We start from the raw sequence: 22,257 nt of genomic DNA, 5'->3' as shown, positions 1-22,257 counted from the left end.
CTAAACTTTCACAACTTGTAAAAGTAGCTAATCCTATTATTAGTATGTGTAATTTATTAAATAATTTCATTGTTTTGAATTTAAAATTTAACTTCTACGCCAAAAACGTACTGTCTTGTGTTGGGGTTTGCCCCTAAAGCACGATTTGAGTCTATCTCAGGGTCTGGACCTGTATATTTCGTCCAAGTAAGCAAGTTTCTTCCTGTGGTATAAAAGCGAATTTCATTGAAGAAACCTACTTGTTTAAGTATTTCGTTCGGAAGTGTATACGCTAAGGTAACATTCTTCATACGAATGAAAGAAGCGTCTTCCAAAAGTCGGGTATCGAACTCTGTGAATCTTGTTCCCCACTTAGGAAAGCGAGACTGATCACCTGGCTTTTTCCAGTAATCTTGCACAACCTTACTTTGGTTATATCCTTGGAAACTCGTTGGATTTTCAGAAAAATATCGATCATTATTAATCAAATATTTGCCTTGAGAGAAAGAAAAATCCACCTGTAATGATAAGGCTTTGTAGGCTGCTGAGAAGCCAAAACCACCATTAATTGGAGCATATCTATTAATTCCTGTATTTTGCGTTAATCTTTCAGAATTAAAGCTATTTGCTACTCTAGCTTCATCACGAGTTTCTTCAGCAATGTTTTCACTTGGAAGATACCACTCTGGATTTCCATTTTCTGAATTAATTCCTTTAAATACAGGATAGAAAAATTTCACTGGTTGACCTACAACATATCCATATCCGTATCCCGAACGATACCAACTTTCCCTATTTTGGAATATTTCCAATACTTTTTCACGATTATAACTAAATGTTACATATGGGCTAAAATGAGCCTTATGCGACTTATTTTTGTAAACATCAACAGAAAGAGACATCCCTAAACCTAAGTTTTGCAGTTTTCCAACATTTTGTTTTATGGAAGAAAAACCAGTTGTGTAGGCTGTTGGGATATCCATCAACATATCTGTAGTAATTCTGTTGTAAAATTCTAAACTTAATGAAGCTCTATTAAACAAACTAGCATCAACACTCAAAGTGTATTTAGCTTGATTTTCCCAAGTAAGGTTTGGATTTCCTGCAGCTCTTATAGCCCAAGATGTACTTCCTCCATATTGATTCGCTGATGTAAGAGCCTGATGAGTGTAGTCTCCAATGGCAGAGTTACCAGAAGTACCAGCACTAAATTTTAAGTCTAAATTATTTATAGCTGATATATCAGATAAGAATTTTTCTTTTTTCATCTTCCACATTGCTCCAACTGCCCAGAAAGTTCCATATTTGTTGTTAGGGCTAAATTTGGAAGACCCATCTCTACGTAATGAAAAGTCAAAGAAGTACTTTCTATCATAATCGTATTCTATACGCCCAAATATGGATTCGGTAATATTGAAAGACCTATTTTCTGTAATTTCTTTATCAGTAGTAGAGTGCCTTAATAGTAACAAATTATCATCAATCAGTTTTCTTCCTTCAGCTTGGAATGAGCGATCGTCCTGACTAACTACCTCGTGTCCTAGTAGTACCATAAAGTGATTTTTAGATAAATCAAATTTATATTCTAACGTATTGGTTAGAGTTTTTCTCAAATCACGAGATGATCGTCTGCGAGCTATACCATTTTTAGGATCTCCAGCATAAGATGGTAATCGATTAAAGCTATAGATACCATTTGTAAACTCGAAACCTCCCTGCGTCTTGAAAGTCAAGTTTTTTATTGGCGTAATCTCTATAAAACCAGTAGGTATAACTCCTAATCCTGTATAATTAGAGGGATTTTTTTCAGCCAAATATTCCGGATGATATCTATTCCATCCAGGAATATAATCATATCGCTGTCCTTTTTCATCAATAGGTGAATAGAAAGGTGGCGCTAAAAACGATAATCCTCCATTTGGGTCATTAGATGTATAGGCATTAGTTATATAATCATAGTAGTTAACAGATGCGTTAATTCCTAATTTCATCCAATCATTTACACGAGTATCAACATTACTTCTGAAAGTATATCGCTCAAAACCTGATCGGTACATAATTCCTTTTTGCTTGAAATACCCTCCTGAAACGTAGTAACGAGTTTTATCTGTTCCTCCTGAAATAGATAAGTCGGCTTGTTGTGTGGGAGTATTTTTTTGGAAATAAGTCTCGTCCCAACGAGTGTCTGATGGATACTTTGCACGTAATTCATCCACCTGCTTCTGTGTTCTATATCCAGTTTCTACCCAAAACTTAGATAACTCATCAGCATTCATCATATTGTCAAAAAATTCTCTGTTTGCTAAGTTTGAGAAGCCGTATTGCGTATTGAGCATTATTTCACCTTTACCTGTTTTTCCTCTCTTAGTGGTGATATAAACTACCCCATTGGCAGCTCTTGAACCATATATTGAAGTTGCTGAGGCATCTTTAAGAATTGAAACACTTTCAAAATCAGATTGATTCAGAGAACGTACAGCTTCTTGAGAAACAGGAACTCCATCCACAACAAAAAGGGGAGAACTACTTGATCCCAAAGATCCAACACCGTGTAATCTTATCGATGAAAGGGCAGATGGTTCTCCTGATGATGTAAAAATCTGCAAACCAGCGACTTTTCCTTGTAAAGCATCCACAGCATTACCTGAAGGTCGTTGAGCTAATTCTTTCCCTCCAACTTTGGCTACCGAACCTACTATAGTTCCTACTTTTCTTCCAGAACCATATCCTACTACCACCACTTCTTCAATGGCTTGTGCTTCTTCTTGCAGGATTACTTTCATTGTTTTCGATTTGTCCTTTCCTACAGTTTTTTCCTGTGTTGCAAATCCCAAAGAACTGAAGACGAGAACATCTCCTTGTTCAGCACGTATTTCAAAATTTCCGTCAAAATCTGTTGAAATACCGCGACTACTGTTCTTAACAACAACACTCACTCCAGGAAGAGGAACTCCCTCTGAATCAGTAACAACTCCTTTTACTGATGAAGTTTGTGCTAACAATGAGTAAGAGAAAACTCCCATCAAAAACACAAACAACGTTAAAACTTTTTCTCTCATTGAAATTTTGTTTTTGTTATTAAATTATTTTGGTAATCCTGATTACAAATTTAGAGTCACTGTTTCAGGTTCTCTGACTTATTTTTGTACTAGAAAATAATGTAAAAAATAGGAAAAAGTAATTTTAATATTGTAATGAATAACCGCAACTCAATGGAATTTCAATAATAAATTCTTTTAATTGTTTTTGTATTCAAAATTTTCTATAACAATGTTGCAAAGGTAGGATATTTTTTGTTACAATCAATATTTTGTAATATGTTTCAATGATTTTATATATTTTTGTGACTAAATATAACAGAATAATATCATTTGTGTGAAAAACATCAGGGTAATTTAGAATGAAAATACTCAAAAACTTTTTTTCCGCGATATCCTGCTATGTTTTCAAGTTCCTCAAGGTTGGCTTCGCGGATACGTTTTACGGATTTGAAATGCTTCAATAAAGTCTCTTTGGTTTTTTCTCCAATGCCTTCAATATTATCCAATTCCGAAACGATAGCAGCCTTGCTTCGCTTCTGTCGGTGAAAAGTAATCCCAAAGCGATGTGCTTCATTACGAAGTTGTTGGATAATCTTCAACGTTTCCGATTTTTTATCTAAATACAGCGGAATGCTATCCTCTGGAAAATAAATCTCCTCTAGGCGTTTGGCAATCCCGATGATGGCTATTTTTCCCCTCAAATTCAAATCGTCCAAAGCCTTTAATGCCGATGAAAGTTGTCCTTTTCCACCATCGATGATAATAAGTTGAGGCAGTGATTGTTCCTCTTCCAACAGACGCTTGTAACGCCGATAAACAACTTCTTCCATCGAGGCAAAATCATTAGGTCCTTCTACCGTTTTGATGTTAAAATGACGATAGTCCTTTTTACTCGGCTTCGCATTTTTAAAAACCACACAAGCTGCTACCGGATTGGTTCCCTGTATGTTAGAGTTGTCGAAACATTCAATGTGAATGGGAGGCACAGAAAGATGTAAATCGCGTTGGATTTGTGATAAAATTCGATTGGTATGCCGTTCAGGGTCAGTGATTTTTACTTGTTTGAAGCGTTCTTGTCGGAAAAGTTTCGCATTTCGTAATGAAAGTTCCAATAATTGATGTTTTTCTCCCAATTTCGGAATAGTTAAGTGTAAATTTTCGGATAAAGTTACCTCGAAAGGAACAATAATTTCTTTGGAATTAGAAAAAAAACGTTCCCGAATGTCCACAATGGCTAATTCGAGAAGTTCTCGGTCGGTTTCTTCCAATTTTTTTTTAATTTCGATGGTATGAGCCCGAACAATTGCCCCGTAAGCCACTTGCAAAAAGTTTACGTAGCCAAATTCTTCGTCTGAAACTATTGAAAATACATCAACATTATTGATTTTTGAGCTTACGATGGTTGATTTTGCTTGATAATTTTCTAAAATATCAATTTTTTCTTTGATTTGCTGTGCTTCTTCAAAACGTAATTCGTTTGCCAAAGTGATCATTTCAGCCCGAAATCGTTTTAAAACATCTTTAAAGTTTCCTTTCAGAATTTCAATAACTTCGGCAATATTTTGGTTGTAATTGGCTTCGGTTTGCAGTCCTTCACAAGCTCCTTTACAATTTTTGATGTGATATTCCAAACATACTTTAAATTTTTGATTTTCAATATTCTGTATAGATAAATCATACGAGCAATTTCGTAGCGGGTACAATTCTTTGATGAGCTCCAACAAGGTGCGAACGGTTTTTATGCTGGTGTAGGGACCGAAATAAAGTGAACCATCTTTAATCACGCGTCGGGTTTGGAAAATTCGTGGGAAACGTTCTTTCTTGACACATATCCACGGGTAACTTTTGTCGTCTTTTAACAAAATATTGTATCGTGGTTGGTGTTTTTTGATGAGGTTATTCTCCAAAAGTAGTGCATCACTTTCCGTAGCAACCACAATATGTTCGATTCGGGCTATTTTTTTGACCAAAAGTCGTGTTTTTCCCGATTCGTGTTGCTTTTGAAAGTAAGAAGACACTCTTTTTTTGAGATTTCTTGCCTTTCCTACATATAAAATGGTGTTGTTTTTATCGTAAAATTGATAAATTCCTGGCGAATCGGGTAGGGTCTGTAGCGTTATGTCAATAGTGGAGAGTTCCATTTTAGTAGGTCAAAAATCAAAATTTTGAGTACAAAAGTATAGAAATTTATCAAAAAACTACCAAGTGTTTATGAAATTGATTGTGAAGCTTCTTTGCAAATGATGAGAAGCAGTTCCTAAAAGAAAAATAAATACCAAAAAGTAATAGTTTGCATAATTCTGAAAGATAGCGAATAGAGAAAATAAAACACCACCCAGAAGGAGACTTACAGCGAGTAAATCTCCTTTAACAAAAAACTTCCGATAGTAAATGTATGTTAGATAAAGGGCAGTTTGTATCATTTATTTCAATGCGTTCCAGCCTTTTGCGATGATTTCAACCGCTTCTCCCGAACAAGTTACTAAATATCTTCCTTGTCCTTTGTTTGTAATGTATCCAATAACTGAAAGATTAGGATTGCCTTTAATTTTGTCATAATCTTTCTGTGAGATGGTAAACAAAAGCTCGTAATCTTCACCACCACTCAGGGCGATGGTTGTACTATCCAGATTAAATTCTTCACAGGTGCTAATTACTTGTGGATCAAGTGGAATTTTGTCTTCAAAGAGACGGCAACCCACTCCAGATTGTTCGCAAATATGCAAAATTTCAGACGATAAACCATCACTGATATCCATCATTGATGTAGGTAGAACACCCAATTCTCTGAGCAAAGGAGGAATATCTTTCCTTGCCTCTGGTTTAAGCTGACGTTCAATAATATAGGAATACATATCCAAGTCAGGTTGAGAGTTTGGATTTACCTGAAAAACAGCCTTTTCTCTTTCTAAAACTTGTAGCCCAAGATAAGCACCTCCCAAATCGCCCGTAACTACAATGAGATCGTTTTCTTTAGCTCCATCACGATATACGATTTCTTTGCTTTCCGCCTCGCCAATGGCTGTAACTGAGATGATAAGACCTCGTGTAGATGAAGTTGTATCACCTCCCACCAAATCTACTTTGTAAATTTCACAAGCAAGACGAATGCCTTCGTAGAGTTCTTCCAACGCCTCCAGCGGAAAACGATTGGATACAGCAATGGAAACCGTAATTTGTGTGGCTTTTGCATTCATCGCAAAAATGTCTGACAAATTTACCACCACAGATTTGTAACCCAAATGTTTCAGAGGAACATAACTCAAATCAAAATGAATTCCCTCGATTAGTAAATCGGTGGAAATAACAGCTTTTTTTGTTTTGAAATCAATTACAGCAGCATCATCTCCAACTCCTTTTAACGTAGATGAATTTTTAATTTCAAAGTTTTTTGTCAGGTGCGAAATTAGCCCAAACTCGCCCAAGTCACTCAAATTCGTTCGCTGTTGGTTTTTGTCTTCTATCATAAGTTAAGTAAAATCAATGTTTTGTAAAAATAATTTGAGGTCAAAGATAACATAGTAAATCAATTATATCAAAAATATGATTACAAAATTCATAAAATAGAAATCTTTGTAATTTTATTTATATTGATAATGAGTTTGTTATTGTGTTTGTTCTGAAATAAAGTAAGCTAAAAGTTTTCTAAATTCATTTAGAAACTAAAAATAGTGTTGTATTAAGATAAAGTGATAAAAAAATCATAAAATATTGAAAAATACTTGCTAGTTTCAAATAAATTGTTGTAACTTTGTGTAGATTCCAAAAAACAAAATGCCTATGGGATATACTTCTTATCACTTCACGAAGAAATAAATTTCATTTATATCATTAAGGAAATTCTTTAACTGAGCTACAGGTTGGGGTCTTCTTCAAAAAAAATGTGCAAAAACAAATTTTTAAATTTTTTAAAAGGGAATTATTATGAGAAAAGTTTTTTTATCTATGATGTTGTTGTTTTTTACTTTCTTAGTGTCTTGTAGTAAGGAAGTTATGGGGAATATAGCTCAGCAAGAAGAGAGAGGGGCTTTATTGGAGCGGCTTAGAGGAATTATGGTAGCGAATGGTGTGGATCCTGCAAGACTTACACTTCAAGATACTTTAACAAAAGATCAAATTGCTTTAATGTACAGCCGTATCGGAGAATTCGAGGATTTTATAAAAGCACACAAGGATACGACATACATTAATCTCAATGAAGAAGCTGAATTTATTGATCTTACTGAGGAGGAAGAAGAATTACTTCGGAAAATGATGTACAAAAATCCAGTAGAAAATTCGATTGAGTTTATTCTCAAAAGAAGAGATTCCATTGCTTCAAAACAATTGAATAATGATTTAACAAATACCTCAGGAAAAAGTGCTCGTTTCATTGACCAGTTCCTTGTAGATCCTACTCCCACAAAGTATAATTTTATGATTCAAAGGACGTATAAAAAGTTTTCTGATATGGATAGGAATAATTTAATTGTTCATGGTTTGTATACGTATAACGAAAGCTCCAAAATTTTTATTCCTGGGTATGTAGATTCAGTAATGACAGGAATTATGTTAGGTAAAAGATATACACATCGGTGGGGAGATATGAGTCTTTACAAACAATATATTTATGGAGAAAAGGAGAGACCAGGGGTTTATTTTAAAGGTGCAGGGAAATTTGAAATTACGATTTTTCCAGAGTTTGCGGGAGCATTATATTCTGATTTAGTGAGCTTTTACGGATATTACGTTCCTGGTGGTTATGACAGTATGGAAGTCTCTCGAAATAAGAATATAGAAAATTAGTAATGAGCTAAATATGCTTTTCTGTATAAGTTAAATCCCGTTGGTATATTTTTATCCTGATGGGATTTAACTTTTTCTTCGTATATAATTTGCTCATAGGTTTTTATGTGAAATTTGTTATTTCAAAAATTGATTTTAAAATAAAATTAACTTTTTTCTTTTTTATTCTCGATAAAAAATATATCTTTGCCCACAATGGTAATTGTATGCAATTCAGTACAATTTGCATTGATAAAGTCAAATTTTTAAAATTATAGATAACATAATAAGTAATGTCTCAAAAAGGTAAAGTATCACAAGTAATCGGGCCGGTAGTAGATGTTGTATTTGCTTCCGAGAGCGAACTTCCTCGAATTTACGATTCATTGGAAATTATTAAAGCAGATGGTTCAAAACTGGTATTGGAGGTGCAATCGCACATTGGTGAAGATGTCGTTAGAGCCATTTCGATGGACTCAACCGAAGGTTTGAGCCGTGACACTGAAGTTATTGCAACAGGAAATCCTATTCAAATGCCTGTTGGTAAAGATATTTACGGACGCCTATTCAACGTAATCGGTGACGGGATTGATGGGTTAGGAAATCTTCCAAAAGATGGAGCTAACGGACTACCTATCCACCGCGAGGCTCCAAAATTTGAAGAACTTTCTACTTCAACCGAAGTGCTTTTCACCGGAATTAAAGTTATCGACCTTATTGAGCCGTATGCCAAAGGAGGAAAAATTGGTTTGTTTGGTGGTGCTGGTGTAGGAAAAACCGTTTTGATTCAGGAACTTATCAACAATATTGCGAAAGGACACGGAGGTCTTTCCGTATTTGCAGGTGTAGGAGAACGTACTCGTGAGGGGAACGACCTTTTGAGAGAGATGTTAGAGTCTGGTATCATCAAATATGGTGAGGAGTTTATGCACTCTATGGAAAAAGGTGGTTGGGACTTGAGCAAAGTGGACAAACAAGCGATGAAAGAATCAAAAGCTACGTTTGTTTTCGGTCAGATGAACGAACCACCAGGAGCTCGTGCTCGTGTGGCACTTTCAGGGCTTACCATTGCTGAATATTTCCGTGATGGAGCAGGTGATGGGCAAGGAAAAGACGTGCTTTTCTTCGTGGATAATATCTTCCGATTTACTCAGGCGGGTTCTGAGGTATCAGCGTTGTTAGGTCGTATGCCATCAGCGGTGGGTTATCAACCTACGTTGGCTACTGAAATGGGTGCGATGCAAGAGCGTATTACATCAACAAAAACAGGTTCAATTACTTCGGTACAAGCGGTTTATGTTCCTGCTGATGACTTAACTGACCCTGCTCCTGCAACAACGTTTGCTCACCTTGACGCCACTACTGTACTTTCTCGTAAAATTGCTGAGTTAGGTATTTATCCTGCTGTTGACCCGTTGGATTCTACTTCACGAATTTTAACGCCAGAAATTTTAGGAAAAGAGCATTACGAATGTGCTCAACGCGTAAAAAAATTGCTACAACATTACAAAGAATTGCAAGATATCATCGCGATTTTGGGTATGGAAGAGCTTTCAGAAGAAGACAAATTGGCTGTTGCTAGAGCCCGACGTGTACAACGTTTCTTGTCGCAACCGTTCCACGTGGCAGAGCAATTTACAGGTATTCCAGGAGTTTTGGTAGATATTAAAGACACTATCAAAGGCTTTAATATGATTATTGATGGGGAGTTAGACCACTTGCCAGAGGCAGCTTTTAACTTAAAAGGAAGTATTGAAGATGCTATTGCTGCTGGTGAGAAAATGTTAGCAGAAGCTCAATAATTATTCAAAAAAAGAATAACTTATGAAAGTGGAAATTGTTACCCCTGAGATGATTCTGTACAAAGGAGAAGTGGAAGCTATATCTGTTCCAGGTATTAATGGAGAGTTTCAAATGTTAGAAAATCACGCGGCAATCATTTCAGTTTTAACTAAAGGATACATAAAATTGTACGGGGATATTCATCTAAGGGAAGATGTTTCTTCTCGTTTTGAGAAAGGGGATAAGAAAAAAGAGTTTTTACTGGCTATCAATGGTGGCACTCTGGAGTTTAATAATAACAGAGCAACGATATTAGCAGATTAAGAGATTAAATTTTATAATTTGAAAACAGCTGTGAATTTGCAGCTGTTTTTCTTTGTAGGATTTTGCTCAACGATTTGTATTCTCTAAAAATAAATGCTAACTTAGCAACCCAATAAATCAGATTTAGAAAATATTAGAAAAATGGCAAAAAAAGATACTAAAGAAGTAAGCCCACAAGAAGCGAAACTTAACGCTTTAAAGCTAACTTTAGAAAAGCTTGATAAAACCTTTGGAAAAGGAACTGTAATGCAGTTAGGCGACGCTACTATTGAAGAAATTGAAACTTTTTCAACAGGTTCAGTGAGTTTGGATATGGCTCTGGGGGTTGGAGGATACCCAAAGGGACGAGTAATTGAAATTTTTGGGCCTGAATCTTCAGGGAAAACCACGCTGACGTTACACGCAATCGCCGAGGTTCAAAAAGCAGGAGGAACTGCGGCTTTTATTGATGCTGAACACGCTTTTGACAGAATTTATGCTCACAAATTAGGTGTTGATATCAACAATTTGTTAGTTTCACAACCCGACCACGGAGAACAAGCTCTTGAAATCGCAGATGCTCTAATCCGTTCAAATGCAGTAGATTTAATTGTTATTGACTCTGTAGCTGCCCTTACTCCAAAAAGTGAAATAGAGGGAGATATGGGGGATTCGAAAATGGGGGTACACGCTCGATTAATGTCACAGGCACTCCGAAAAATAACAGGAAGCATCAATAAAGCCAATTGTATTGTAATTTTCATTAACCAATTGCGTGATAAAATTGGTGTTAGTTTCGGAAACCCTGAAACTACTACGGGAGGAAACGCTTTAAAATTCTACGCTTCTGTGCGTTTGGATATTCGCAAAGCAGGTGGTGGGACCATCAAAGATTCCAACGGAGAGATTATCGGAAACCGAACTAAAGTAAAAGTTGTAAAAAACAAAGTGGCTCCTCCATTCAAGTCAGCTGAGTTTGATATTATGTTTGGCGAAGGAATTTCGAAAATTGGTGAGATTATTGATATTGGAGTAGATGCAAACATTATCACAAAAAGTGGTTCTTGGTTCAGTTATGAAGGAACCAAATTAGGACAGGGGCGTGATACTGTTAAAGCTCTTTTGAAAGATAATCCTGAATTGGCAGAAGAACTTGAAGCCAAAATCAGAGAGTTTTTGAAAAACAATGACCCTTCGGATAAACCTAAAAAAGGGAAAAAAACTATCTCTAAAGTAACTGAAGAACAAGAGGTCGATGATGATGACCAATTCGAAGATGATGATTACAATGATGAAGAATAATTTTTCAATAAAAGCCACTTTTTTAAGTGGCTTTTATTTTGTTTGCTGAAAAAAACATTTTCAAGCCATCAATTCTTAAAAAAATGCTACTTTTGCAGTCGTAAAACAGATTTCTAAAAATGTACAGAACACATACTTGTGGCGAACTTCGCCTTTCCGATGTAAATAAAGAAATTACCCTCAGTGGTTGGGTACAAAAAATCCGCAATAAAGGTTTTATGGTTTGGGTGGATATCCGCGACCGATATGGCATCACTCAGCTTATTTTTGACGAAGAACGTACCAACAAAAACGTGTTGGAATTGGCTACAACACTTTCTCGCGAAGACGTAATTCAGGTAACGGGAAAAGTCATTGAACGTGAGGCTAAAAACAATCATATTCCCACCGGAGAAATCGAAATTTTGGTTTCGGAATTGGTCGTATTGAACAAATCGGAACTTCCTCCTTTTACCATTGAAGATAATACTGATGGTGGGGAAGATATTCGTATGAAATACAGATATTTGGATATTCGTCGTACGCCAGTTCGCAACAATTTGATTTTCCGTCACGAGGTAGCGATGCAAGTGAGGAATTATCTTTCTAAAGAAGGATTTATTGAGGTGGAAACACCCGTGCTGATAAAATCAACTCCTGAGGGAGCGAGGGATTTTGTGGTGCCAAGTCGTATGAACGAGGGAGAATTTTACGCTCTTCCGCAGTCGCCACAAACGTTCAAGCAACTTTTGATGGTCGGCGGATTAGACAAATATTTTCAGATAGTAAAATGCTTCCGCGATGAGGATTTACGTGCTGACAGACAGCCAGAATTTACCCAGATCGACTGCGAAATGTCGTTCGTGGAGCAAGAAGATATCATCAATACCTTTGAGGGACTTACAAAACATCTGTTGAAGGAAGTAAAAGGCGTCTCTATTGAGAAATTCCCACGAATGACCTATGCCGAAGCGATGAAAACCTACGGAAACGACAAACCCGATATCCGTTTTGGAATGAAGTTCGGTGAGCTTAACGATATCGCACAACACAAAGATTTCAAGGTATTTAACGAAGCGGAATTGGTGGTAGGGATTGCCGTTCCCGGGGTTAACAGCTACACACGTAAGGAAATCGATGCTTTAATCGAATGGGTAAAACGCCCACAGGTAGGAGCTTCAGGTATGGTGTATGTTAAATGCAATGATGATGGTAGCTTCAAATCGTCAGTGGATAAATTTTACAGCGAAGAAGACCTCCAAAAATGGGCGGAACGCACTGAGGCAAAGGCAGGAGACCTTATCTGTATTCTCTCAGGAAAAGCCGACAAGGTGCGTGGGCAACTTTCAGCCTTGCGTATGGAACTTGCCGAGCGTTTGGGCTTACGCAAAGCGGACGAATTTGCTCCGCTATGGGTAGTAGATTTCCCATTGTTGGAGTTCAACGAAGAAGAGAACCGATTTTTTGCAATGCATCACCCGTTTACATCTCCAAAACCGGAAGATATTCCCTTGCTTGATACCAATCCGGCTGTGGTACGTGCCAACGCATATGATTTGGTGCTGAACGGAAACGAAATAGGCGGTGGTTCTATCCGAATTTTCAATAAAGAATTACAGGCGAAGATGTTTGAGTTGTTAGGCTTTACGCCTGAACAAGCAGAGGCTCAATTTGGCTTCTTGATGAACGCCTTTAAATATGGGGCACCGCCACACGGAGGCTTGGCTTTTGGGTTTGATAGATTGGTTGCCATTTTGGGCGGACAAGAAACTATCCGCGATTTTATAGCCTTTCCGAAAAATAACTCGGGACGCGATGTAATGATTGACGCACCCTCACCGATTGACTCCGCACAGCTTGACGAATTGCATATCAGGTTAAAGTGAAAAAATACCTTATAGTTTTAGTAATATTAATTTCATCTCAATGCTTAGGGCAAGATAATATTGGAATAAAATTCTTTGGTTTGAGTTTCCATCCGTTGGGAGAAAGGCAAAATGCTCATTTAATGCCTAATAAATTAGATGAGAATGCTTATTTTGTTCTGAATTTGGGGGCGATTATTTCTGCTGAAAAATTTGTTTATGAGGGTATAAGTATCAAATTTGCACAAGGGGTTTATGCTGATTGTGCGGTTCAGTTCGGTGGGTTTTCGCATATTGGAATTCGCTTTAGGATTTTTGAAATTCAAAGACACAAATTATCAGGAGGTTTAGGTCCTACTTTAGTATTTCGTAAGAATTGGCAAAAATTAGAGGGCTATCATAATCCGAACGTATTTAAAGGAAGCAAGGAAAGTCGTTGGCAGTATTTGTTTTTGTGGTATGGCGGAGAATTTGAATACAAATACGCTTTAAATGAGCGATTCGATTTGACGACGTCCTTTGTGCCTGGTTACCCCGATTTGATGAGCTTATCCTTTGGAGTAAGTTATAATTTATAGATTTGTGTTGTGATATTTTAGTTATAAATTTGCTTGAAATCATTACTGAATTTTAAATTTTTCATATAAAAGGAAAAGGTTATCCTTGTTGTAGGGGTAGCCTTTTTTGATATTCAAAGATTTCTTTCCAACCTTTGTCTTCTTTTTTTCGTTTATTAGTACAAATAGCCTTTCGAGGAGGTAAAATAACTTAACAAAGGAATGAAATAAGAAAAAAGATTAATAGAATTACTTAACAAGAATGTCGAAGAGTATAAAAATGAAATCGGATACAAAGTATCTTATTGAAAGAGCAAAACAAAATGAACGTTTGGCACAGAAGGAGCTTTATGAGGCGTATGCTTCCTCCTTGTTGAGTGTGTGCCGTTTGTACATTAATGATTTGCACTTTGCTGAGGACATTCTGTTAAAAGCTTTTTTCAAAATTTTTACCCATTTGAAAGACTATCAGGAACAAGAACACCTATATGCTTGGATGAGACGCATCGTAGTAAATGAAGCCATTGATTTTTTGAGAAGCAAAAGCCAAAAGGTAATGTATTTGGATTGGGAAAATTCCTACGATGATGTAGAGGAAATATCGTGTGAGCAATTGTTTGAGCAAGAATATTTACAAGCATTCATTGATGAGCTTCCGTCAGGTTGCAAAATGGTCTTCAACTTATATGTATTTGAAGAGTACAGCCATAAAGAAATTGCAGAAGAATTGGGTATTTCGGAAGGCACCTCCAAATCGCAACTGGCATATAGCAAGAAATTATTGAGAGAGAAACTAACTAATAAAAAATATCATTATGCAAAATAATTGGAAAAATCGTGTGAAAAATGTCTTTGAGGATAGAAAGATTATACCCACACAAGAATTCTGGAATCAGTTGGAAAATCAGTTGAATAACCATTATGTTAAGAAGAAAAAGCAAAAATTTATGTATTACATTGCCGCATCGTTTATGGTATCCTTACTATCAATGGCGATATTCTGTAATAGAGTTTTTTTTGATGAAGATACTCAGATAGAAGAATACGCAATCGCTAATAAAAATTCAGAATCACTAAAAAATAACGCTACTAAAGATTTTCAATTACACAAAACACAAAAAGATAGCTTCAAAACAGAATACACAAATTCAATAACTTCCGAAAAGCATTATCAAATCAATAAGGTAGACTTCGTTACCAGAAAAGAACCCTTCAAGGATGATAAATCAAAAAAAATATTAAAAGATGAAATTTCTTCTTCTTCGAAAACATATGTAGATGAGGTTTTAGAGGATTTTTCTGCAGATAAAATATTTTTAGCACTTCAGGAAGAGTCCATTTTTGAACAGCGTGTTGATAGCATCTTTCAGACGATGTACTTCACCGATATTACTCCTGATGAATTGCTACTCGTTGCCTCATCTGAAGCAAAGTTGAACAAATATATAGAAGAAAATTTAGACGCTGAAAAGATACTTTCAGATATTGAGAAGTCATATTTTAGATACAAAGTTCGTTTGTTTTTTGACAAAGTGAACGATGAGTATGACAAATTGAAAATCGCACTTCATTCTATGAAAAGAGATAACTAATTTTTAAATATATAACATATGAGAATTATAAACTTTATTTTATTTATCTTCCTGTTTCTTCCACAAATGATTGTAGGACAAGACGATTACAACAAAAGAATTCAAAAATCAAAAGAAAGGATAGATTCTATCATTAACAAAGAAAAAAAGTTACTGACAGAGAAAATCATCGTGATCGATAGAATGGCTAAGAAAAAAGAAATATCCGAATACACAGCCAACAAAATGAAAAAGAGCCTTTCTTCACAAGCAAAAGATAGTATTCAGAACAAAATTAAAAAAGAAAAGGACAAAATTATACTTCTGTTGAAAGAAGATAGAGCAATGCAGCAAAAAATAATGGAGGAAAAACTCTCCAAGCAGGATTCTATTCAAAAATATAGAAATATTCATATTGAAAAAGAGATTGATAGAGCAATGCAAAAGCTGGACTCACTTTTCTCAACCGAACCGGATACATTAGCAAATAATATATCTAATGAAGATAGCCAGAAGTATCCAGATACTATCAACACAGAAGTACAAGATATAAATATTTTGGGCTTGGTTAGGATAACCAAAAGTAAAAAGAATAGAGAAAGGACAGAAATTAATATTTTTCCGACTCCCAGAAAGTCAAAACGTACCATATCAGGGTCTCACATAGCTTTAGGATTTCATACATTAAGTAGTGCAGGGAATTTTGGGAGTGATAAATTCAAAGTATGGGGGTCAAAATCATTGGAAATAGGAGCGGGTAGAAGTACACGGCTATTCAGAGACAATGAATTACTTCGTATCAACTATGGCTACTCTCTTATGATTAATAAATTGAAGATGAAAGGCAGTGAGTATTTCGTTAATGATAAGGGCGTAACTTCGATACAGCCATATCCCTATGAGGCGTATAAGTCGAAATTTCGAGCGACGTATTTAATAATTCCAATTAGTTTGGAAATGAACTTGGACGGGCATTACGACTATAGAGAAAGGGAGTACAACAGAGGATTCCGTTTGGGTGTGGGGGCATATGTCGGCGGATTATTAACCAGCAAACAAAAAGTGAAGTATTATAACGAGAACAGAAACAGAAGCAAGGAAGTGAGCTACAACAAATTAAGTACAAATGATTGGGTGTATGGATTGTCAGCCCATATTGGTTACAGAAATGTTGTTTTCTACACAAAATATAGTCTCGTTCCACTTTTCAGAAATAGCCCAATTAAGGAATATCCGCTTTCTTTCGGTCTGCGTTGGGGATTGTAGAAGGATTGTGTTTTCAAGTTTTATAATTTACGTCGGAAGAGGAGTATTTACTCCTCTTCTTTTTATTTTCAGAAATTGTAGGGTTAACGAAAAAAGGTTTACTTTTGTAATTGAAAATAATTGAATAAATAAAATAGGTAGGAAGTACAGATGAGAATAGTAATACAACGTGTGTTGGAAGCCTCTGTGGTTATCGAAAATAAAGTAACTTCAAAAATTGACAAAGGATTATTGATTTTGGTTGGCATAGAGGAAGCCGATACCGATGAAGATGTGAAATGGCTTTCATTAAAGGTTGTGAATCTCCGCATTTTTGATGATGAAAATGGCGTGATGAATTTATCTGTCAAAGATATTGACGGAGAAATTATCGTAGTGTCGCAATTCACCCTCCACGCCTCTACCAAAAAAGGAAACAGACCGAGTTACATCAAAGCAGCTAAACCTGATATTTCGATACCATTGTATGAGAGGTTCGTAAGTCAGCTTAAAAATGATTTAGGCAAAGAAATAGGAACAGGGGAGTTTGGGGCTGATATGAAAGTTAGTCTGTGCAACGACGGTCCTGTTACCATTATTATAGATACCAAAAATAAAGAATGAAATTTTTAGACGTACATTCGCACACGCAAAAATCGTCCTCTGATACCATTGTTATAAGAAATGAGTATCCATTTACGGCTGATACAACCGATTTGTTTTCTGTCGGGATTCATCCTTGGTATCTGGAAGATTGGAATAAGCAATGGAACACACTCGTGAATGTTGCTGAACATCCTAATTGTGTAGCTATTGGCGAATGTGGGCTGGACAAAAATGTCTCCGAAAGTCTGGAATTACAAAAAATCATATTCAAAAAACATATAGAATTATCGGAAAGTCTGAAAAAGCCACTCATCATTCATTGTGTAAAAGCATACAGTGAACTAATTAGTTGCAAAAAGAAGTTTCGACCTCGTCAGATGTGGATATTACACGGATTTAATAAGAATCAGTCTGTATGCGATATGCTTTTGAGAGAAGGAATATATCTTTCTTTCGGAAAGGAATTACTTACAAACGAAAAATTGCAGAATGTGTTTAAAACAATTCCTCAAGGAAGCTATTTTTTCGAGACAGATAATTCGGACATTGATATCTCTGAAATATATCATAAAGCAAGTGAATTGAAGGGAGAAATAAAAATTTTCACAGAGAAAATTTTTGAGTCAATTGGTTGAAAATCAGCTGAAAGTATTGTTTTTGTGTAAAAAGTCATATAAATTTCTGAGAATTATTTGGTAAGTTGTAAAAAAGTTTCTATATTTGCACTCGCAAAGCAAAACAACTGGTACCTTAGCTCAGTTGGTAGAGCAAAGGACTGAAAATCCTTGTGTCCCTGGTTCGATTCCTGGAGGTACCACGAGATCTTCTTCATAGAGGAAATTTTTCATATTTTTAAGGATTAGGAATTGCAAAAACCACAGTGAAAACTGTGGTTTTTGTTTTTTATTTAGATCGTAAATTTTTCTTATTATTCTTGCTAAGGAAAATATTAATTTGTACCTTTACCTCTTGAAAAAAAATAGTTAATAATAGCAACAACATATTTTAAATTATGCCAACAAAGAAAGTAACATTAAACCCCGACTATGTTTTTGAAACAAGTTGGGAAGTATGTAACAAAGTAGGAGGTATTCATACCGTTATTTCAACTAAGGCGTTGAGTATCACTAAGAAATTCAAAAATAAATATATTCTCATAGGTCCAGATGTATGGCAACATACTGAAAGTAAGGAGTTTGTGGAGAATAAGGATTTATTCAAATCTTGGAAAGCCAAAGCAGAAAGTGAAGGACTACGTGTTCGTGTGGGGAATTGGAATATACCAGGCAATCCGATAGTAATTTTGGTTGATTTTGCTCGTTACATAAGTAATAAAAATGAGATTTTGCGTTACTATTGGGATACATACAAGTTGGATTCACTCAATAGTTCGTGGGATTACATAGAATCAGTACTTTTTGGATATGCTTCAGCAAAAGTTATAGAAAGTTACGTGAAATTCAATACAGCTTCACGTGAGAATGTACTTTGCCATTTCCACGAATGGATGACAGGAAGTGGTGTGCTTTACATTGAGGACAAAATGCCGAAGATAGGTTCTGTTTTCACTACGCACGCAACAGTGGTAGGGCGTTCAATTGCAGGAAATGGCTATCCACTTTATGACAATATGAAAGGCTATAATCCTGAGGAAATGGCATACCGATTTGGTGTTCAGCATAAACATTTTTTGGAGAAAGCCGCAGCAAAAACGGCTGATACCTTTACCACCGTTAGTGAACTTACAGCCAATGAAGCATTACATTTCTTAGGGCGAAAAACAGATATTATCACACCAAATGGTTTTGAAGATTCTATCGTTCCAGCGACGAAAACTTTTGATAAAAAACGCAAAGAAGCTAAGAAACAACTTCATAAGGTTGCACAAGCACTTGTGGGATATTCTGTTAGTGAAGATACAAAAATTGTGGCAATTAGCGGAAGATATGAATTTCGAAACAAGGGAATTGACGCTTTCATCGACTCATTAGGAGCTTTAAACAGAAGTACTAAAAATAAAAAAGAAGTACTTGCTTTCGTTCTTATTCCTACAGCTCACGAAGGGGTAAATCAAGGATTATTACATAACTTGGAGAATCCGCAACAGGCTAAAGAAAATGAACAAAAACATCTTACGCATTATTTATCAGATACGTATAATGACCAGGTTTTAAGAAGAATACACGAACAACAGCTTTTCAATCGTAAGGAAGACAAAGTAAAAGTGATTTTCTGTCCAAGCTATCTGAATGGAAATGATGGAGTGTTTAATCTATCATATTACGATTTGCTTATTGGAGTAGACGGAACTGTATTCCCTTCATATTATGAGCCTTGGGGGTATACACCTTTGGAAAGCTTGGCTTTCAAGGTTCCTACTATAACTACGTCATTAGCAGGATTCGGAAAATGGGTAGAACAATATTATTCTGAAAAACAGAATGCCATTGAGGTTATTTCGCGTAATGATGGAAATTATGGAGATGTAGTAGCAGAAGTTACTAAAAATATAGTTTCGCTTTTGCAAATGAAAGATGATGATTTTGAGACTTTACGTGAAACAGCGGGTAAAGTTTCAGAGATTGCTTTGTGGAAGAACTTAAGTCAGCACTATTTTAAAACATATGAACTTACTTTAACCAGTATTGAAGACCGAGTAATCAATTTACCAAACATTGATACTGAGGGCTCTTCAGCTTTAGAAAAAAGTAAAATGGTTAATACTCCTGTTTGGCGTAACATTATCATTCACAGAGCGATACCAAAAGCATTACAGCCTCTTGAAGAACTTGCCAAAAACTTATGGTGGTGTTGGAATAACGAGGCTTCAGAGTTGTTCTATAGTATCGACCCCGTAAAATGGATTGACTCTCGCAAAAACCCAATTGCTTTACTTGATACAATTTCTCTTTCTCGATACAAAGAATTAGAAAACGATGCTGTTTTTATGAAAAAATTATCAAAAGTATATGATGATTTTCAGCATTATATGGCAAAAAAGGTAGAAATGGATAGCCCTTCCGTAGCTTATTTTAGTATGGAATATGGATTACATTCTTCACTAAAAATTTACTCGGGAGGATTGGGAATTCTGGCGGGAGACTACTTGAAAGAGGCTAGTGATAAAGCTACAAAGATAACAGGGGTTGGTTTGTTGTACCGCTACGGATATTTTACACAGAAGTTATCTTCCGCAGGAAACCAAGAGGCTGATTATGAAGCACAAGACTTTTCTAAAATCCCTGTAACTCCTGTAACTGAACCTAATGGCAAATGGTTAATTGTATCGGTTGACCTACCACAACGAACCTTATACGCACGAGTTTGGCGTGTAGATGTAGGTAGGATAGAATTATACTTATTAGATACTGATTTTGAAGATAATAGAGATGATGACAGATCTGTAACACACCACTTATATGGAGGTGATTGGGAAAATCGTTTGAAACAAGAAATGCTCTTAGGTTTAGGAGGTATCAAAATGTTGCGTAAATTGGGCATTGATACAGATGTTTATCACTGTAATGAGGGTCACGCGGCATTTATTGGTTTAGAGCGACTTAGCGAATATATCCAAAACGATAATTTATCATTCTCCGAAGCGATGGAGGTAGTTCGTGCATCGTCATTATTTACCACGCATACACCAGTTCCTGCAGGACACGATTTCTTTGAAGAAGGTATGTTACGTGCTTATATCGAGAATTATACGGAGAAATTACACGTGAATTGGGAGCAAATCTTAGCCTTAGGTAAGATAGATTTGTACAATCCGAAAGAAAAATTCTCGATGAGTAATTTGGCGGCAAATCTTTCTCAGGAAGTAAATGGAGTAAGTTGGCTGCACGGAGAAGTGAGCCGAGATATTTTCAAATATTTGTGGCCTGGATATATGCCTGAAGAATTACATATCAGCTATGTAACCAATGGAGTACATAAACCAACTTGGACAGCAGGATTATGGAAAGAAATTGAAAATGAAGTTTTTGGTGAAGATTTTAAAACACATACATATGACCCAAAAAGTTTTGAAGGAATTTATAAGGTTTCAGACAAACGTATCTGGGAAGTAAAAACTGAACTACGTGCCAAACTTTTAAGACGTGTGGAGCAGAAACTACGTTTAGAAAAGAATACACCCTATTTCTCTCCAAAACAATTAATTGAAATCAAAGAAAATTTACGTAAAGATATTCTGACAATTGGTTTTGCTCGTCGTTTTGCAACTTACAAACGTGCACATTTGTTGTTTACAAATATTGACCGATTGGATAAAATCGTGAATAACCCAGAGCGTCCTGTACAGTTTATTTTTGCAGGAAAAGCTCACCCAGCGGATAAAGCAGGACAAGATTTGATAAAACACATTGTCGAAATATCAAAATTACCACAATTCTTAGGAAAAATTCTTTTCATTCCGAATTATGATATGGAATTGGCTCGTCATATGGTTCAAGGGGTTGATGTATGGATGAATACACCTACACGTCCGCAAGAAGCCTCAGGAACCAGTGGTGAAAAGGCAGCAATGAATGGTGTAATGCATTTCAGTGTACTTGATGGTTGGTGGGTAGAAGGTTATCGTGAAGATGCTGGTTGGGCATTACCAATGGAACGTGCCTATGAAAGCCAAGAATATCAGAACGAGATGGATGCCGAAACGATTTACAATATCATTGAAGATGAGATAGCCCCAGCCTTTTACGAAAAAGACAGAGATGGAATCTCGCAAAGATGGTGTTCTTTCATCAAAAATACAATTGCTAAAGTAGCAGTAAACTTCACAACAACACGAATGCTAACGGATTACGAAAATCAATTCTATTATCCTATGAGTGAACGTGCAGCAAGTTTGAAAAAGAATAATTATGCTACCGCAATAGAAATTTCAGCTTGGAAACGCAAGGTAAGCCAAGAGTGGGATAATATCAAGGTTGTTGAGGTAATTACGCCAAATAAGAATAAACAACTTATCTCAATAGGTAAAAACTATAAAGGGCAAATTACTTTAGATATTGGAGATTTGAAAGTGAGCGATATTGGAGTAGAATTAGTTATTGCTAAAGAAGATAAAGACGGACGCATAAAGGTAGTGGATAAGAAGGAATTTACACCTGTTTCGCAAGAAGGAAGTAAAGGAGTCTATGTACTTGAGGTAGTTACGGATTATCCTGGTTCGTTACAATTAGCAGTACGTATATTCCCTAAAAATGATTTATTGCCACATCGTCAGGATTTTGCTTTAGTAAAATGGTTGTAAGAA

At 36.0% G+C, this 22,257-nt stretch carries 15 protein-coding genes and 1 tRNA gene; 13 read left to right on the top strand and 3 right to left on the bottom strand.

Annotated elements, in window-relative coordinates; all coding sequences use genetic code 11:
• Positions 1–80 precede the first annotated feature (80 nt).
• The 3 genes from YW9_RS0109240 to thiL form a co-directional block, all read right to left on the bottom strand.
• Positions 81–3,038 (bottom strand): SusC/RagA family TonB-linked outer membrane protein, encoded by a 2,958-nt coding sequence (locus YW9_RS0109240; RefSeq protein ID WP_026193938.1) that lies wholly within the window; start codon positions 3,036–3,038, stop codon positions 81–83.
• Positions 3,039–3,364: 326 nt separating this feature from the next.
• Positions 3,365–5,161 (bottom strand): excinuclease ABC subunit UvrC, encoded by a 1,797-nt coding sequence (gene uvrC / locus YW9_RS0109235; protein ID WP_018279885.1) that lies wholly within the window; start codon positions 5,159–5,161, stop codon positions 3,365–3,367.
• 282 nt (positions 5,162–5,443) lie between these two features.
• A complete protein-coding gene (thiL, locus tag YW9_RS0109230; RefSeq protein WP_018279884.1) occupies positions 5,444–6,487 on the bottom strand; it encodes a thiamine-phosphate kinase in 1,044 nt (347 codons plus the stop codon).
• Positions 6,488–6,944: 457 nt separating this feature from the next.
• Between thiL and YW9_RS0109225 the strand changes: the two genes are divergently transcribed.
• The 13 genes from YW9_RS0109225 to glgP all read left to right on the top strand — a co-directional run bounded on the left by YW9_RS0109225 (position 6,945) and on the right by glgP (position 22,254).
• Positions 6,945–7,805: a hypothetical protein gene (locus YW9_RS0109225; RefSeq protein ID WP_155848765.1), complete on the top strand. Its 861-nt coding sequence runs from the start codon at positions 6,945–6,947 to the stop codon at positions 7,803–7,805.
• 272 nt (positions 7,806–8,077) lie between these two features.
• Entirely contained in the window at positions 8,078–9,586 is a 1,509-nt protein-coding gene (gene atpD, locus YW9_RS0109215) for a F0F1 ATP synthase subunit beta (protein ID WP_018279881.1), read from the top strand.
• Between the two features lie 22 nt (positions 9,587–9,608).
• Entirely contained in the window at positions 9,609–9,890 is a 282-nt protein-coding gene (locus tag YW9_RS0109210; protein ID WP_018279880.1) for a hypothetical protein, read from the top strand.
• A 141-nt stretch (positions 9,891–10,031) separates the two neighbouring features.
• Positions 10,032–11,171, top strand: a complete 1,140-nt coding sequence (gene recA / locus YW9_RS0109205) for a recombinase RecA (RefSeq protein WP_018279879.1) — start codon at positions 10,032–10,034, stop codon at positions 11,169–11,171.
• A 119-nt stretch (positions 11,172–11,290) separates the two neighbouring features.
• Positions 11,291–13,036 carry an aspartate--tRNA ligase gene (gene aspS / locus YW9_RS0109200; protein ID WP_018279878.1) on the top strand — a complete coding sequence of 582 codons (1,746 nt, stop codon included), beginning with the start codon at positions 11,291–11,293 and terminating at the stop codon, positions 13,034–13,036.
• Positions 13,037–13,116: 80 nt separating this feature from the next.
• Positions 13,117–13,593, top strand: a complete 477-nt coding sequence (locus tag YW9_RS0109195; protein ID WP_147269755.1) for a hypothetical protein — start codon at positions 13,117–13,119, stop codon at positions 13,591–13,593.
• Between the two features lie 259 nt (positions 13,594–13,852).
• The gene (locus YW9_RS0109190; RefSeq protein ID WP_018279876.1) at positions 13,853–14,398 is read left to right on the top strand and encodes an RNA polymerase sigma factor; all 546 of its coding nucleotides are present in this window, start codon (positions 13,853–13,855) and stop codon (positions 14,396–14,398) included.
• A complete protein-coding gene (locus YW9_RS0109185; RefSeq protein WP_018279875.1) occupies positions 14,388–15,164 on the top strand; it encodes a hypothetical protein in 777 nt (258 codons plus the stop codon). Before YW9_RS0109190 ends, YW9_RS0109185 begins: the two co-directional genes overlap by 11 nt.
• Before the next feature lie 18 nt (positions 15,165–15,182).
• Positions 15,183–16,409: a hypothetical protein gene (locus tag YW9_RS13160; RefSeq protein WP_155848764.1), complete on the top strand. Its 1,227-nt coding sequence runs from the start codon at positions 15,183–15,185 to the stop codon at positions 16,407–16,409.
• A gap of 150 nt (positions 16,410–16,559) precedes the next feature.
• On the top strand, positions 16,560–17,012 hold the full coding sequence (gene dtd, locus YW9_RS0109175) for a D-aminoacyl-tRNA deacylase (protein WP_018279873.1): 453 nt from the start codon (positions 16,560–16,562) through the stop codon (positions 17,010–17,012).
• Positions 17,009–17,629, top strand: a complete 621-nt coding sequence (locus YW9_RS0109170; RefSeq protein ID WP_018279872.1) for a TatD family hydrolase — start codon at positions 17,009–17,011, stop codon at positions 17,627–17,629. The genes dtd and YW9_RS0109170 overlap by 4 nt, the downstream gene beginning before the upstream one ends.
• A 109-nt stretch (positions 17,630–17,738) precedes the next feature.
• Positions 17,739–17,811, top strand: a tRNA-Phe gene (locus tag YW9_RS0109165).
• Between the two features lie 192 nt (positions 17,812–18,003).
• A complete protein-coding gene (glgP, locus tag YW9_RS0109160) occupies positions 18,004–22,254 on the top strand; it encodes an alpha-glucan family phosphorylase (RefSeq protein WP_155848763.1) in 4,251 nt (1,416 codons plus the stop codon).
• Positions 22,255–22,257: the final 3 nt, after the last annotated feature.

Origin of the sequence: Capnocytophaga cynodegmi DSM 19736, from assembly GCF_000379185.1 — a bacterium.
Taxonomy (GTDB): domain Bacteria; phylum Bacteroidota; class Bacteroidia; order Flavobacteriales; family Flavobacteriaceae; genus Capnocytophaga; species Capnocytophaga cynodegmi.
The sequence above is the reverse complement of the archived record's forward strand: the minus strand, read 5'-3'. Positions and strand labels throughout refer to the sequence as shown.